The sequence below is a fragment of the Zymobacter sp. IVIA_12111.31 C1 genome (assembly GCF_047495495.1).
Classification (GTDB): Bacteria; Pseudomonadota; Gammaproteobacteria; order Pseudomonadales; family Halomonadaceae; genus Zymobacter.
On sequence record NZ_CP179930.1, the window covers coordinates 1,934,526 to 1,950,371 of the forward strand.

A 15,846-nucleotide genomic window follows, 5' to 3' on the forward strand; every position below is an offset into this window, starting at 1 on the left:
GATGCGGCATTCTAACCGATCACTCGGAATACGACAATCTTTTATGTGCTATATCGTGGATGACCGCTCCCCCTGTTAAGATAGAGTGGTCTGCGGTATACCCTGCCTATAGGTGCCGCTCCGGAAGAATCTGCTGGGGTATCGTCACCATGAGTTTTCCTCCCTCCTCTACGGCTCCCGCTGAACCTGGCTCAGTGCCAGAGCAGGCGCTTTCGGTCTCTGAACTGAACCGCTCGGCGCGGCTATTACTGGAGCGCCACTTGCCCTGTTGTTGGATAGAGGGTGAGATATCGTCGCTTTCGCAGCCCTCTTCGGGGCACGCCTATTTCACGCTCAAGGATGCTCACGCTCAGGTACGCTGTGCGCTGTTCCGCCAGCAGGCTCGCTTTGTGGCGGCACCACTGCGTGAAGGCGCGCAGGTGCAGGTACGCGCGCAAATTTCACTCTATGAGCCGCGCGGGGACTACCAGCTGATCGTGGAGGCGGTACGAGCCGTGGGACACGGTGCCTTGCTGCAAGCCTTGGAAGCGCTGCGTCAGCGTCTGAACGAGGAAGGGTTGTTTGCTAAATCGCAGCCGCTGCCTTATCCCCCCCGTCATCTGGGACTGATCACGTCTCCGACAGGCGCGGCGATCAAGGATGTAATGGCGGTATTGGCCGCGCGCTGGCCGGGTATCCAAGTCAGCCTGTTACCCGTACCGGTGCAGGGTCAGCAGGCCCCCGACGCTATCGTCAGTGCCCTACAGGCAGCCAATCGTGATGAACGCTTCGATGCACTATTGCTAACGCGTGGCGGCGGGAGTTTCGAAGACCTTAACGTCTTCAACGATGAACGTATTGCCCGTGCCCTGCATGCCTCACGCATTCCGGTGCTGTCCGCCATCGGCCACGAGATCGATTCGACCATCGCCGACCTAGCGGCAGATGCGGCAGCGCCGACACCGTCGGCAGCCGCTGAACGCTTGACGCCCGACCAGCGCGACACGCGCCGCCGACTGGTCCAGTTGGCCCACCGCCTGCTCAATGCACAGCATCATATTCTGCATACGGCTCGTCAGCGCATCGACCACCTATCCCTGCGTCTGCGCGATCCAAGCGATTATCTGCGCCACCAGCGCCAACGGCTCGAACCACTAGCCCATCGACTCTGGCACGCCCAAACTGCCCGCTTAGGCGAGGCGCGCCAACAGCTGTCCCTTTTACAAGCACGTCTGCGCCATCCTCAAGCACTGCTGGACGAGCAGCGCCAGCGTTTGATGACCCTGCGCCAACGCCTGATACAAGCTCAGCGCCAGCACTTTCATCATTATCAGCAGCGCTGGCAGCACCTTCATGAACGCTTCGAGCGTCAACGGGCACAGCTGACACTGCTGCCGCTTCAGCAGCAGCTCGACACACTGCACAACCGCTTGCAGCGCGCTCAACACCAAGGGTTGGCACGCTATCAGCAACGGCTGGCGTTCTTGATGCACCGATTGGATGGCGTAAGCCCGCTACAAACCCTCAAGCGCGGCTATGCCGTCGTGCGCAGCGGTCAGCAGGTCATCACACAAATCGAAGAAGTCAGCATTGGCCAAACACTCGACGTCGAGCTGGACAACGGTACGCTGCGCGTCAAGGTCGAGGAGCAGCAGTTCAAGGCATAAGGTCTGACCTCATGCCCTGACGGCTGCCTCTATATTAGGCGCTGCATATACCGTCAACGCCGCCACCCACAACGACGTAGCTCACTCTCGAATCCACCGCTATTGTTACGGCTAGCGAGTGGCACCTACCGGTCGCCCGCTCATTACAGCTTCGATATGAGCTAGCTCATCCAGCTTGCGCTGCAACTCAGCATTCTGCCGTTCGAGCGTATCAATGCGCTGTGCTTTCGATGAACTGCTGTGAGAAGGTTCGGCCACCGGCGTACTCTGCTGTTGCAACTTCAGGCGCAGATCAATCTCGTGCTGCCATTGTTGCACCAACATCACCAGTTCGCGCGGCAGCGAGGGCATAACGGAAGAGTACATGCGCTGCGCTTCACGCCAGCGAGCGGGGTTGGTATCCCAAGCGTACATTGTGGCCCGTACCATCACCGAGCGTGGCGAACTGGTGGTCATACGTTCCGCTACGCGCCGCCGCCACTCGGGGGTCGCCACACGCGCCTGCTGAGAAAACGCCAGCCACTCGGGCAGCATACAGGAGGAGGATTCTAGGTTAGGAACACTGTGCAAAGCACAGGAATTCAAGGACATGCCCGTCGACTGGCATCCTGCCAGAGACGACATGAGGAGAATGACGGCAAGCTTCCAGGTGCTTCGTCTCATAACGTCGTGACTTCCCAGCGTAAGTAAGCAGGGCTAAGAAAAGAATACGCCACCCGTGTCATCACGATGCCGCCCCCACCCTCTTCGCCGAGAGCCGCCAGATCGTCTTCAACAGACATCGCTGCATTCCATTCCTGCCTTTTGTTCGTGATGCCATCATGCGGAGGTGCTGCCGTGAGGACGCGGCAATGACAGTCGGAAACAGACATCCTCATCGGCATCTTCGACCAGTTCCAACCGACCGTTCTGCAGGTGAGCGCTTTCGGCTGCAATGGACAATCCGATGCCAGACCCCTTCAATGGCCCACTTCGGCGCGTCTGTCCCTGATAGAACGGTTCGAACAGATGCGCTTGATCCTGGGCACTGATCTTTTCGCCACTGTTGGCCACCTCGACGATCAGGTGTTCATCAGTGCACCATGCGCGCATCCACAGAAAACCGTTATCTTCGCCATAGGCAATGGTATTAGAGACGAGGTTGTCGATGATGCGGCCCGTGCGCACGCGATCCGCTTCCCAGTAGACGGGTTGGCGTGGCACTTCGACGTGCATGCCTTTGCTTTCAAACGCCAATCGATGCTTGCTCAGCACTTCATGTATCAGTGTAACGACATCGAAACGCGATAGCGTGATGCTTCGATTATGTTGCAAGACATTATAATCGAGCAACTGCTCGATCAAAGTCTGCAGCTCCGCACTGCTCTCGTCGATGAGCAGGATGATTTCGCGCTGACGCTTGCCCAGCGGTCCGGCCATGCCGTCGGCCAACAACCCCGTGCCTTCGCGGATCGCGGCCAGCGGCGTCTTCAGCTCGTGGGACATGTGACGCAGGAAACGCTGTTTCTGCGCTTCCAGATCGTCGAGCCGTTCACCCAGCCAATCCAGTCGCTCGCCAAGCCGTACCAGCTCGGCCGGACCTTCGATCGGCGGGTGTTCTTCACGCTGACCACCGCCCAGCGACAGAATGCGCTGTTCGAGCTGCCGGATCGGGTGAGTGATCTTCCAGCTGAAGAAGATGATGGCCACCAGGCTCAGCGATACCAGCAGCGCCAGCTTGAGCATCAGGTCAGCGTAGATAACGCGTGCGCGCTCACGGATATGATCAATGCGGGTATCAACACGGTCACGCGTCACCAGCATCTGCGTGTCAACGCTCTCCGAAAACGGCCCAAACTGGGCCAGCTGTGCCCTCACGCGCTGACGATAAGACGGCGCTTCGCGAATACTGCGCGCAGGCACGGCATCGGAGCGGCCGTTTTCAGCGCTGCCACTGCCATCAGGGAAACGACGCAGTCCGTCCAACTGGCTGCGCAACGTGCCGATCACTTCCGGGGTATCCAAACGCACAGCCTGCTGTTCCAGCAGGTCGCTGAAACGGTCGACGCGCTCACGGTAGGCCGCCAGAATATTGGCATCCTCAAGCACGGCATATTGGCGAGCACTGCGTTCCATCTCCGTCGCGTACGTCATCATCGCCTGCGCTCGCCGCGTATCTTCCACTGCTTGGCGCGCGCTGCTGTCTGCCAGCTCGGACAGTTCCGACAAGGCCTGTCCGGCCTGATAGATCAGCACGATGATCGGCAGCATGGTGACACCGAACCCGAGCAGGACCAGCCTTAGCAGCGAGCGCGACCTGAAGATATCAATGGGTGCAGAAGCCTTGATCATCGTGTTGCATCTCGTCAGAAATAAAGTAGCGATCAGTCGCGCATGGCAAAGAGGGTTCTCATGCCGCTCCGAACGCACATGAGGCTAGGGTCACACCAAAGGTTTTATCAATACCTTTGAGTTACGCTGCGTATTGTAAGCTGAACGACGCGCTTCCGGCAGCTGATCTATGCCAGCAGGTAAAAATCCATGCTCAAGGAACCAGTGTGCCGTGTGTGTGGTGAGTGCAAATAGCTGTCGAAGTCCCTGCTTGCGCGCGCGCTGCTCAATAGCCTCCAGCAGGCGCGTACCGCGCTCGCCATCACGATACCCTTCATGCACGGCCACGCAGGCAAGTTCGCCGCAGCCTTCCTGAGCATAGCTGTGCAAAGCAGCGCAGCCGATGGTCATTCCGTCGCGGTCAATGACCGTATAGTCACCAATCTGCTGTTCGAGACGTTCGCGCGAACGCGGCACCAGTATCTGGCGCTCTTCGAGCGGCCGCAGCAATTCCATCAGACCGGCAATGTCAGCGCTGGTGGCAATACGCAACTGTTCATAGCGCTCTTGGGTGATCATGGTGCCCATCCCATCGCGGGTGAACAGCTCGCCCAGCAGCGCATCTCGATCGTTCCAGTTCAGAATATGGGTACGCTTGACGCCTTTGCGTGCGGCAAAACAGGCCGCTTCCAACTGATGGTGCAGTGATTCGGGCATGCTGACAGCGCTGAGCTGGCGAGCCTGTTCCGGCTCCATCTGGTGCTGCAACGCACCGTCTTCGCTGCGAACGCCATCGTGCTGCCCCAGCAGGATCAGCTTGTCGGCCTGCATGGCAATGGCCACTTGGCTGGCCACTTCGGTCGAATCGAGATCGAACAGCTCTCCCGTACTGGAATAGCCAATAGGCGGGATGATCACCAGCATATCGCGCGCCAGCAGTTCGCTGATGGCATCGCTGCGCACGTGGCGCACATCACCGGCATAGAGGCCGTCGACGCCATCACGCACGCCGAACGGTCGTGCCATGACGAAGTTACCACTTACGGTAACGATATCGAGACCGTGCAGCGGCGTATTGGGCAACCCTACGGAAAAGCGGGCTTCAATCATCATTCGCAGCTGTTGGGTCTGGGCGGCAATCACCGCCATACCATCCTGATCGACGATCCAGCGGCCACGGAGCAGCTGCAGCGGGTGCTCAGAACGTGCCAACGCTGCCTGTGCCTGAGGCTTGCAGCCAAATACCAATACCAGCTTGACTCCCAGCGTATGCAGCAGGGCCAGATCCTGAATCAAGGCTTCACAGGGGGACTCAAACGCCTCACCTTCGACATGAATGACGAACGTACAGCCACGGTGGGCATCAATATAAGGAGCGCTGCCTCTGAATTCATTGGAAAGGAAGGTCGTTTTCACTTTTATCTGTCCCGATACAGTCATCGTTACTGGCCGAGTGGATGCCCGTTCGGCCCGTGTCCTTTTTTATTCGCTACGTCTATTCGCTACGTTATCGCCACATCATGCGATACGCGATTGCCTCGCACACGTTCGGTACGTCGCTCGCTGTAGCCTAGCGGCACGGCATTGTCCGCCGTTCTGCGCAGCGGACAGTGCCGACCAGACTGTGACTTGCCACGCGCGAGACGCTACACTGGCCGCCATTGCCTTCGAGCGCCGTTGCTCGAGGCTGTCGTCAGGCGGATGCTTGGCGGCCTCTCTATCTGCTGCTACAAGGCGGTTCGCTATATGCCTTCACCTATAGAACTCGAACTCAAACTGGCTCTAGATGCCGATGCGGTTGCCATCCTGCCTACCCTATCGCCATTGAGCAAGAGCGCTGTCGAACGTCTGGACATGCGCAATCAATACTTCGACACGCCCAGCCGTGATCTGGAAGCGGCCCGCATGGCGCTGCGCATTCGCCGCTTCGGCGATACGATCGTGCAGACAGTCAAGACGGCAGGCCAAGGCTCCGGTGGCCTGCACCGCCGCGGCGAGTGGGAGTGGACACTGGACAGCGATCAGCTGGATACCCATGCCCTGGTGCGTCTGGCTCAGCAGGAAGCGCAGCATTATCCTGAACTGGCCTGTCTGGCATCGCTGGAGGTGGTTGAACAGCTTGCGCCGGTGTACACCACGGATTTCGTACGCCATGCATGGCAGCTGACGCTGGACAATGGCAGCCGCATCGAAGCGGCACTCGATCAGGGCATGATCCATTCCGGCCATCATACGCTGCCTATCCGCGAACTTGAGCTTGAACTAAAGCACGGTGATACCGAAGCACTGTGGTCGCTGGCACGCACGCTAAGTGAACACATCGCACTGCGCCCGGCCAACGCGAGCAAAGCCCAGCGCGCCGTAGCGCTCAGCGAGGGCTACCGCGTTCCCAAACATACGGCGTCGAACGATACCGTACTGTTCGACCGCGCCATTGATGCGCTGGATGCCGCCACGGACGGCTTCATGCCGGAAGGCTATGCCACGGCAGCCACGTTACTGGCCGAGTTGTCGGCACGCCTGCCGCAGCCTCTCAATGCCACCACGCATGCACTGGCTGACACGCTGCGTCGGCGCGGGGCAGACGCTCTCGATCAGGCATTCGGGCAGCACTGTCTACGCCTGATGCAGCACTTCACCGCCGCCTGACCCTTTCATCTCTCAAGCCGCATGCACATGGCCCCGGTACGATCACTCGTGCCGGGGCCATGCCGTTTATGCACTACCAAACGTCATTCGAACGGCGACACATCACCCTTGCCGCGGCGCAGAATCACAAAAGGCAACTCACGCAGGTCGATGACAGAGGTCGGCTGGTGATCGCCAGCACCACCGTCAATGATCGCATCCACCTGACGCTCATACTGCTCGCGAATCTCTTCGGGATCGGTCAACGGATCCTCTTCACCGGCCGGAATCAGCGTGACACTCATCAGCGGCTCGCCCAGCGCCGCGGATAGTGCGCGCGTAATGGCATTGTCCGGTACGCGCACACCGATGGCGCGACGCTTGGGATGCAGCAGCTGACGCGGCACTTCGTTGGTCGCTTCGAGAATGAACGTGTACGGCCCAGGGGTATGAGCCTTCAGCACGCGGAAGATGCTGTTATCGACGTGGGCATAGGTACCGATTTCGGATAGATCGGCGCAGATCAGCGTCATGGGGTGACGATCGTCCAGCTCGCGCAGGCGACGGATGCGCTCGACCACTTTCTTCTCGCCCAGACGCCCACCCAGCGCGTAGCCAGAATCGGTCGGGTAGATAATGACGCCGCCTTTACGCAGCACGTCGACGGCTTGGTCGATCAGGCGGCCCTGGGGCGTTTCAGGATGAATCTGTAGGAACAGGCTCATGCGTCACCTTCCTTGGTTGAATCATGTTGATGGGCAGCATAGGACGCTTCCAGCGCCTGTCGCTGCGTGATGATACGCTGCGTCGATGCTTCGGTGGCGTCAATCCAAGGCACGAGGCGAGGATGCGTCCAGATCGGTGCAACACGGCAGCGCGGCAGCGCACTGAACGTACCGGGGGCCAGCGGGCCACCGGGCTTGTGGAAATCGCTGCCGACGGAAGCGTACAGCTGGCGCTCTTCGAGCAGGCGCGCAAGATCACGCGTGCTGTCATCGTTCTGATGGCCGTTGCACAGTTCGACGGCTTCACCGCCAGCGGCCATAAACTCATCCAGCAGCAACACTAGGCGGCGGCGAGTCAGCTCGTAGCGGAGCGGATGCGCCAACACGGCGATGCCGCCACCGGCCACGATCGCACGTACGACGTCGCTGAACGCCGGCCAGTGCAGGCGCACGTCACCGACCTTGCCCGCACCCAAATAGCGTTTGAATGCCATCTTGATATCATCGACCATGCCCGCTTCGACCAGCGCTGCGGCGAAATGCGGTCGGCCAATGGCTAAACGCCCGCCCGCACAGGCACGCGCACGTTCCAGCGCATTGGTCAGCCCTTTGCGCTCGAGACGTTCAGCGATCGTGTAGGCGCGCGTACTGCGCGCTTCCCACAACGTATCGAGCATCTGGCGCAGCGGGTTGTGTTCGTCCTGCATGATGGACTGCTCGCCTTCGGGCATCATCGCCACGACGTGCACGCCGATATTGGTCCACTGGGTAGAAAGCTCTGCCGCAGGCAGCAGCCCGATCCCCAGTTCATCCGCCGCCTGCCGGGCTTCCGCGACACCGTTGACGGTGTCGTGATCGGTAAGCGCCACGCGACCCAGGCCGCGCTCAAGGCAGAGGTGCATCAGCTCGGTGGGCGAAAGCGCCCCGTCTGATGCCTTCGAATGCATGTGCAGGTCAATGCCTGGAATCTTGCCCGACATTGCCAGTGTCGCAGGAAGCGTCGTCATGGCGGTCATGGTCCTGAAGTGTCCTAATCTGAGGGCAACCTGCCGGACGTGCTGTGGTCCCATGCTTCGTACCATGCATGATCGGAAGCTTCCGGCCTACCCTGTCTTTACGGGTGTACTTCCTTCATAGTGTCGCGTATTGCCGCACAAGGCAAACCCTGATCACTACTCTGTGCCATTTCGGTGCGCCAATGCGCGCCTGCACGACTGACCGTTTCAGCGGAGCTTTTTTACTGATGAACAACCTGCTCAACTTCCTTCCCGTTGCCATCTTCTTCGGCGTCTACAAGTACTACGGCGACCTCAAGATCGCCACGGCCGTCCTAATGGTCGCCACCGTTATCCATGTGCTGGGCCTCTGGCTACATTCCCGCGTCATTAAACCGATTCACCTTGTCACCTTAGTGCTGGTACTGGGCTTCGGGGCAGCCACATTACTGCTCAACGATCACTTCATCGTCTGGAAACCAACCGTACTCAACCTGGTGATGGCACTGGCCTTCCTGCTGTCGCCGCTGTTTGGCAAGCGCCAGCCGCTGGTGCAGATGATGATGGGCAAGGAGATCAGCCTTCCCTCTGCCGTATGGCATCGTCTCAATATTGCCTGGGTGGTGTTCTTCGTCGCGCTCGCCATCGTCAACCTGCTGGTCTACCGCTTCTACGGTGAAAGCGTCTGGGTCACGTTCAAGCTCTTTGGTATGCTGGGACTGACTGTGCTCTTCGTGCTGGCGCAAGGCATCTGGCTTGCCCGTCAGGGTGCACTGGCACACAAGACGCAGGACGACAATGACGGCCAATAAGAAAGCCGCCTGTACGCATAACCCTTTCAGTGGGAGAAGACACCATGCTGTATGCCATCATGAGCGAAGACGTATTGGACAGCACACCGCTGCGCAAACCGGTACGTCCTGCACACCTGGCACGCCTTGATACGCTGCGCGACGAAGGACGTCTGGCGATTGCCGGCCCGTTCCCGTTCATCGAAGGCGAAGGCGTTACCGGAAGTCTGGTCGTGGCCGAGTTCGACAGCTACGAAGCGGCACTGCAGTGGGCCAACACTGACCCCTACGTCGACGCTGGCGTATACGCCAAGGTCGTTGTTAAACCGTTCCGTCAAGTCCTGCCCTGATCGTCCAGCGGGTGCGGCCAGATCGCACCCGTTTCATTTCCCATCTCTTTAGTGTTGTTTATCAATCCGCTGTCGGCACATTTCATCCACAGTTGATGTGGATAACCCTGTTGAAGGCCTGCTGATGGCAGCGGGGAAATGCCGATAAGCCGTAGGCCGTCTACAGATTGTCTATTTCGTAACCAATTACACCAGACCACCGTGAATCATTCCGGTGAAAAAAACCTCAAGCACTCCCCAACTCTTGCGACAACACGCTGCTGACACTGCTCCATGGCGGTGCGATATACTGCTGTTTCCGAGTCTTTCAGGAATACATGCTCATGTCCGCTTCTCTTCCGCTTGCGCCGCTGACGCGCCTCGAACACGCTGAACTGCGCTGGGACGACGACGTTGCGTCAGCAGCTCACTTCGACGATGTCTATTTCTCCCGCGAGGATGGTCGGCAGGAAACCGAGCATGTCTTCATTCGCCATAACCGGCTGCCCGAACGCTTCCCGTCTTGGCGCGAGCGCCGTCCATTCGTTATCGGCGAGACGGGGCTAGGGTCGGGCCTCAACATGTTGTGTGCTTGGGCGTGCTTCGAACAGCATGCACCTGCCGAGGCACGCCTACACCTCGTCTCCTTTGAGCGCTTCCCGCTGCGTCGCGACGACCTGCGCCGTATGCTGGCGGCTTGGCCCGCGCTGCAGGAGAAGGCCGAGCGCCTGATCCAGCTGTGGCCGCAGCCCGTACTGGGCGTTCATCGCCTGCCGCTCTCCGATCGCGTGACGCTCGACATCCACCTCGGCGATGTCATTGAACGACTGGGCCAGTTCGAAGGGCGCGTGGACGCATGGTTCCTTGATGGCTTCGCCCCGTCGAAGAACCCTGACATGTGGCAACCCGCCCTGTACGAGGGCATGGCACGCGCCAGCCGACCAGGGGCCACATTTGCGACATTCACCAGCGCAGGCGATGTGCGTCGCGGCCTGAAAGCAGCCGGTTTTGACTGGCAGAAGGTAGACGGTTTCGGTCGCAAGCGTGAAATGGTCTGTGGCCAGATCGACGTGCCACTGACCGATACCCGTCGCCAGCACACACCGTGGTACATCCCGCCAGAAGAGCACGACGTGCCCCGTCACGTTGCCGTCGTTGGTGCAGGCATTGCGGGTACTTCAACCGCTCACGCGCTGGCCCGCCGCGGTATTCGCGTCAGCCTGATCGACCCGAAAACACCAGGACGTGAGGGGTCTGGCAACCTGCAGGGCGCGATGTACATCAAACTGGCGGTCGACACCAACCTGCAAAGCCGCTTCTATCTTTCCACGCTGCTGTATATTCGACGCCTGCTCGACAGTCTCGATCCTGAACATACCCTGTGGCACGACTGTGGTGTGCTAAGCCTGGCCACGACCGAGAAAGAAGCCCAGCGACAGCGCAAGTTCCTCGCCAACCATGACCTGCCGGATGCTGTCATGCGCGGCCTAGAGCCAGACGCCGTACGGGCGCTAGTCGCTACACCGCTGACCGATGAGGTCTACCACGGTCTGCTGTCACCGCTGGCAGGCTGGGTACGCCCCTACCTGATCTGCGAAACGCTGGCCGCGACACCGGGCATCACCCAGCATCGCCATGCTGTCACCGATCTCACCCCACAGGGCAGTGGCTGGACACTGACACTGGATGATGGCAGCACGCTGGACGCAGACGCCGTCGTTATGGCTAACGCTTGGCGCGCCAATAGCGTGACCCCGCTGGCTCACCTTCCGTTGATGCCCATTCGTGGGCAGGTCAGCAATGTGCCTGTTGAAGAAGGCACGCCCACGCCAGCCTGTGTGGTCTGCGCCAGCGGCTATGCCCCCCCGGCCATTCACGGCCGTCAGTGCTTCGGCGCAACATTCATTCCACGCTCGACTGATGACAGCCTGAAAATGGAAGATCATCTGCACAATATGGCCGAGCTGCAGGACATGCTGCCGGCCTGCGAGGAAGCGCTGGTTGAACAAGGCTGGAATGACAAGATGGAAGGCAAGGCCGGCATTCGCTGCGCCAGTCCTGACAAGTCACCGTTCGTGGGGCTGGCTCCCGTTGCCGAACAATGGCAACAGGCTTATGCCGGACTGGCAGACGACGCCAAGCGCTTCTCCAGCGACGAAAAAGGCCAATACCACCCCAACCTATGGGTCAGCGTGGCACAGGGCTCACGTGGCATGGTAGGTAGCCCGCTGTGCGCCGAACTGCTGGCATCGCGCATCTGCCACGAGCCGCTGCCGCTAGAGATGGCCATCGTCGACCACCTGCAACCGGGCCGCCGCCTGATCGCAGACCTCAAGCGCAGCAAAAGCTGAACCGGAAACGATTATGCCAACTCGCGCATGGGCTACTCGAACCGCCCATGCGCCATGCTCACGGCAATCCTGCTGGCGAACCCTCGCATTCACAAGCAACAAAAGGAGAGCTGCGAGCGTTGGCGTTTCGTCATTCTCATCCATGAACTGAGCATCTTCTGCGCCACGCTCACCTGTTGGCGAATCATTGCGTTGACGTTTCATACTCCTTATCCATAAATCGACCGCATTCAGCGCAAGCGCGCAAGGCGTATCAACAGACCCAAGCTGTCTAAGTCATCGCAAGGCATCCCTTACCGTTTATGGTAATGATCATAGTGACGCCATCATTTGCCACGGATTAAGGAACCTGACGACCGATGAAGATCACTGATGTCCGCGTTCGCCTCGCTAACCGCTATATGTTCGTTGAAGTCGATACCGATGAAGGGCTGGTCGGTATCGGTGAATCCGGCACCTGGGGATTCCTAGAAGCCTCTGCAGGGGCCATCAACACCCTGCGCACCTACCTGATCGGTCAGGATCCGCTACGGATTGAGCACCACTGGCAGTATATGTACCGCTGCTGGCACTTCCGCAGTGCTGCCATCATGGGCGCGATCAGTGCTGTCGATATCGCGCTGTGGGACATCGCGGGCAAGTTCTATAACACGCCGGTCTACAACCTGCTGGGGGGCCGCTGCCGCGACAAGGTGCGGGTATACGCGCACGCCGGGGGACGCACCACCGAAGAAACCATCGCCCAGCTCAAGCAAGCCAAGGCCGAAGGGTTTACCGCTATCGGTCATTTGTCACCGTTTCTGGATGAACCGCGCGACACCCCTTATTTTGAACCCCACGCACGTGAGATCGGCAATGCCATCGAGCGCATCGGCCGGTATCGTGAAGCGGTAGGCAACGACGTCGATCTGTGCATTGAGGTGCACCGGCGTCTCAAGCCTGCCGACGCCATCGTGCTAGCGGAAGGCATTGCCCCTTTCCATCCGTGCTTTATTGAGGACCCGGTGGGTGCCGACAACATCGACAGCATGGCCGAGGTGGCCCGCAAGATTTCCGTTCCCATCGCCACGGGGGAACGACTCAATAACCTGCAGGAATTTGCGATGCTGATTCGGCGCAAAGCCGCAGCCTATCTGCGCCCCGATGTCTGCATGTGTGGCGGTATCACTGGCGCGAAGAAGATAGCGGCACTGGCGGAAGCCAACGATCTAATGGTGATCCCCCACAATCCGCTGAGTCCCGTATCGACGGCCGCCTGTCTGCAGATCGCGGTCAGCATTCCCAACTTTGCGCTACTGGAATACCCCGGAGACGATCAACCGGCACTGTCCGAACGGTTCGGCGCGACGGGAGTGGAAGGTGGCGTGCGCAAGAAAGACATGGTCAAGGAGACTTTTGCCTGTCGAGACGGATTCATGAGCATCCCGATTCGTCCCGGTATCGGCATCGCGCTGGCGGATCAGCTGGAAGAACGCTTTCCCTATCGCCGCCGCCCACTCAAAACTCGCCTGCATATTGACGGTTCAGTGGTGGATCAATAACGACTGCCATCAGAGCCGCACTATCGACCGTAATGAGCCATAAAAGACAAAGCGCCCCGTGTCGGAACACGGGGCGCTTTGGTTTAAAAGGCGCAGAGGTAGCGTGCCTTAGTAGACGTTGCCATCGTCTTCTTGCGCTGCCAACTGACGCTGGAAGTCACGCCACTGTTCACGCGTCATGACTTCGGTGGTTTCCGTCTGCAGGTCATGCATGATGACCAGCTTGCCGCGCTGCAACTGCGGCTTGAGCTGTGCCACCCACCCCATTTCACCGTCTTCGGTGTCAGTGCTATCCGCCCCTTGGCGTGAAACGAATTCACCCAGCAGACGGGCCAGCGTGTCGTCAGGCACCATGCTGACGGGCACTTCAATAAAGCGATCGTCCATTTCGCGACCTCTCGTTGTGCTATGTGCCAATGTTACGGCGTTGTGATGCCCAGCTCGGCCAGACGGGCCAAGAACGCGGCTTCGTCCATCACGGTAACGCCCAGCGATTCTGCCTTGCTCAGCTTGCTGCCCGCACCCGGCCCGGCTACCACTACAGCCGTCTTCTTCGACACGCTGCCACTCACTTTCGCGCCCAGTGCTAGCAGATGCTCTTTAGCCTGATCACGCGTCATGACATCAAGCGTGCCGGTCAACACCCACGTTTCACCCGCGAGAGGCTGTGAACGCTCTTCCACGATCGTCTCATCCCAGGTGACGCCTACGTCACGCAGCGCCTGTACGGTGTCCCGATTGTGCGCTTGTTCGAAGAATGTCCTGATATGGCGCGCGACGATAGGCCCGATGTCAGGAATGGCTGTTAGCGTTTCTTCATCGGCGGCCATTAGTGCTTCGAGTGTTCCGAAATGACGTGCCAGTGCAGCGGCCGTACTTTCGCCCACTTCACGGATACCGATGGCGTAGATGAAACGTGCCAGCGTGGTGTGACGCGCTTTTTCCAGCGCCACCACTAAATTCGCCGCTGACTTCTCACCCATGCGCGGCAGGCTTGCCAATTGCGAACTGATCAGCTTGAACAACTTGTCTGGCGTATCGACCCAACCATGATCGACCAACTGTTCGATCAGCTTGTCGCCCAGTCCTACGATATCCAGTGCACGACGGCTCGCAAAATGCTTCAGGGCTTCTTTGCGCTGTGCCGCGCAGAACAAACCACCCGAGCAGCGTGCAGCCACTTCGCCTTCAAGGCGCTCAACATCGGCACCGCATATCGGACAGGTATCGGGCATAACGATATCGCGCGCGTCTTCTGGACGACGGTCTTCGATCACACCCACAACTTGCGGAATGACATCGCCCGCGCGGCGGATAATGACGCTGTCGCCGATCTTCGCGCCCAGTCGTTCGACTTCATCCATATTGTGCAGTGTAGCGTTGGAGACCGTAACGCCCGCCACCTGAACCGGTGCCAGCTTGGCTACCGGGGTCAGCGTACCGATACGGCCCACCTGAAAGGCCACGTCTTCGACCGTCGTCACCTGCTCTTGGGCGGGAAACTTATAAGCAATCGCCCAGCGCGGTGCGCGCGATACGAACCCCAGTTCGCGCTGCTGACGCAGGTCATCAATCTTCAGTACCGCACCATCGATATCGTAATCAAGCGTTGGGCGACGTTCGCCCAGCGACTCACAGTAAGTGATGATGCCCTCACTGCCCGTGACCACTTCCAGCAGCGGATTAGGACGGAACCCCCACGCTTTTAGCAGCGCCATCTGGCGGGAATGACTGGGCTGCTGGCGATGTTCGTCCAGCTGTGCGATCTGGTAAGCGCAGAACTCCAGCGAGCGCTGACGCGTGATAGCCGGGTCAAGCTGACGCAGGCTGCCCGCCGCCGCATTGCGAGGATTGGCGAAGACCTTGCCGCCGTCCTTGCGCGCGTCCTCGTTGAGGCGCTCGAAGGATGAGTGGCGCATGTACACTTCACCGCGCACTTCCAGCAGCTCGGGCAGGTCGTCGCCGTGCAGTCGAAGCGGAATCGTGCTGATGGTGCGCAGGTTACCGATGATGCCTTCACCCACGCGACCATCGCCACGCGTGGCCCCTTCTACCAACTGTCCATGTTCATAGCGCAGTGAAACGGCCAAGCCGTCGAGCTTGGGTTCGCAGCAGAACTGGAGATCGTCGCCACTGCACTCCAAGCGGTCTGCGGCGCGCTCAACGAACGCGGTCAGCTCCTCATGGCTGAAGGCGTTGTCCAGCGACAGCATCGGCACCGCATGGGTAATCTTGGGGAAGCCGGATGAAACGGGGGCGCCTACGCGCTGAGTCGGAGAATCGGGTGAGACGACGGCCGGATGCTGCTCTTCGAGCTGCTGCAGGCGACGAAACAGGCGATCGTACTCGGCATCGGGCAACTGTGGCGCGTCGAGGATGTAATAGCGGAAGCTGGCATCATGAAGCTGCTGACGCAGGGTCTCTACTTCGTGCAGCACATCAGCGGGAACGGTTTCGGCAGTCACGGTGCCTCCTTGATCGGCAGAACGGCGCAGCATACGACACCGGGCCTGATACACACTGTGCACAG

13 protein-coding genes are annotated in these 15,846 nt (G+C 59.6%); 6 read left to right on the forward strand and 7 right to left on the reverse strand.

Annotated features, from left to right (window positions below; genetic code table 11):
* The first annotated feature begins 149 nt into the window (after window positions 1-149).
* Complete coding sequence (gene xseA / locus ACMHYW_RS08845; protein ID WP_414499621.1) at window positions 150-1,646, forward strand: exodeoxyribonuclease VII large subunit; 1,497 nt, start codon at window positions 150-152, stop codon at window positions 1,644-1,646.
* A 111-nt stretch (window positions 1,647-1,757) separates the two neighbouring features.
* On the opposite strand, the gene ACMHYW_RS08850 is transcribed toward xseA, so the two are convergent.
* From ACMHYW_RS08850 to argA, 3 genes are all read right to left on the reverse strand, one after another.
* A complete protein-coding gene (locus ACMHYW_RS08850; RefSeq protein WP_156934052.1) occupies window positions 1,758-2,237 on the reverse strand; it encodes a hypothetical protein in 480 nt (159 codons plus the stop codon).
* A gap of 228 nt (window positions 2,238-2,465) precedes the next feature.
* Window positions 2,466-3,977 (reverse strand): sensor histidine kinase, encoded by a 1,512-nt coding sequence (locus tag ACMHYW_RS08855; protein ID WP_027706023.1) that lies wholly within the window; start codon window positions 3,975-3,977, stop codon window positions 2,466-2,468.
* 90 nt (window positions 3,978-4,067) lie between these two features.
* Window positions 4,068-5,372 (reverse strand): amino-acid N-acetyltransferase, encoded by a 1,305-nt coding sequence (argA, locus tag ACMHYW_RS08860; protein ID WP_414499622.1) that lies wholly within the window; start codon window positions 5,370-5,372, stop codon window positions 4,068-4,070.
* Between the two features lie 330 nt (window positions 5,373-5,702).
* On the opposite strand from argA, the gene ACMHYW_RS08865 reads away from it, so the two are divergent.
* Complete coding sequence (locus ACMHYW_RS08865; protein ID WP_414499623.1) at window positions 5,703-6,605, forward strand: inorganic triphosphatase; 903 nt, start codon at window positions 5,703-5,705, stop codon at window positions 6,603-6,605.
* Window positions 6,606-6,688: 83 nt separating this feature from the next.
* On the opposite strand, the gene ACMHYW_RS08870 is transcribed toward ACMHYW_RS08865, so the two are convergent.
* Together ACMHYW_RS08870 and ACMHYW_RS08875 are read right to left on the reverse strand one after the other, a co-directional pair.
* Entirely contained in the window at window positions 6,689-7,309 is a 621-nt protein-coding gene (locus tag ACMHYW_RS08870) for an L-threonylcarbamoyladenylate synthase (protein WP_027706026.1), read from the reverse strand.
* Complete coding sequence (locus ACMHYW_RS08875) at window positions 7,306-8,316, reverse strand: PHP domain-containing protein (RefSeq protein ID WP_414499624.1); 1,011 nt, start codon at window positions 8,314-8,316, stop codon at window positions 7,306-7,308. Before ACMHYW_RS08875 ends, ACMHYW_RS08870 begins: the two co-directional genes overlap by 4 nt.
* A 236-nt stretch (window positions 8,317-8,552) precedes the next feature.
* On the opposite strand from ACMHYW_RS08875, the gene ACMHYW_RS08880 reads away from it, so the two are divergent.
* The 4 genes from ACMHYW_RS08880 to ACMHYW_RS08895 all read left to right on the forward strand — a co-directional run bounded on the left by ACMHYW_RS08880 (window position 8,553) and on the right by ACMHYW_RS08895 (window position 13,316).
* Entirely contained in the window at window positions 8,553-9,116 is a 564-nt protein-coding gene (locus ACMHYW_RS08880; RefSeq protein ID WP_414499625.1) for an inner membrane-spanning protein YciB, read from the forward strand.
* 44 nt (window positions 9,117-9,160) lie between these two features.
* Window positions 9,161-9,445, forward strand: coding sequence for a YciI family protein (locus ACMHYW_RS08885; RefSeq protein ID WP_027706028.1), 285 nt, complete (start codon window positions 9,161-9,163; stop codon window positions 9,443-9,445).
* A 323-nt stretch (window positions 9,446-9,768) separates the two neighbouring features.
* On the forward strand, window positions 9,769-11,775 hold the full coding sequence (gene mnmC, locus ACMHYW_RS08890; protein ID WP_414499626.1) for a bifunctional tRNA (5-methylaminomethyl-2-thiouridine)(34)-methyltransferase MnmD/FAD-dependent 5-carboxymethylaminomethyl-2-thiouridine(34) oxidoreductase MnmC: 2,007 nt from the start codon (window positions 9,769-9,771) through the stop codon (window positions 11,773-11,775).
* 359 nt (window positions 11,776-12,134) lie between these two features.
* Entirely contained in the window at window positions 12,135-13,316 is a 1,182-nt protein-coding gene (locus ACMHYW_RS08895) for a mandelate racemase/muconate lactonizing enzyme family protein (RefSeq protein WP_414499627.1), read from the forward strand.
* A 108-nt stretch (window positions 13,317-13,424) separates the two neighbouring features.
* Here ACMHYW_RS08895 and ACMHYW_RS08900 read toward each other — a convergent pair whose 3' ends face one another.
* Both ACMHYW_RS08900 and ligA read right to left on the reverse strand, forming a co-directional pair.
* On the reverse strand, window positions 13,425-13,703 hold the full coding sequence (locus ACMHYW_RS08900) for a YheU family protein (protein ID WP_414499628.1): 279 nt from the start codon (window positions 13,701-13,703) through the stop codon (window positions 13,425-13,427).
* Between the two features lie 32 nt (window positions 13,704-13,735).
* On the reverse strand, window positions 13,736-15,781 hold the full coding sequence (gene ligA / locus ACMHYW_RS08905) for an NAD-dependent DNA ligase LigA (RefSeq protein ID WP_414499629.1): 2,046 nt from the start codon (window positions 15,779-15,781) through the stop codon (window positions 13,736-13,738).
* Window positions 15,782-15,846: the final 65 nt, after the last annotated feature.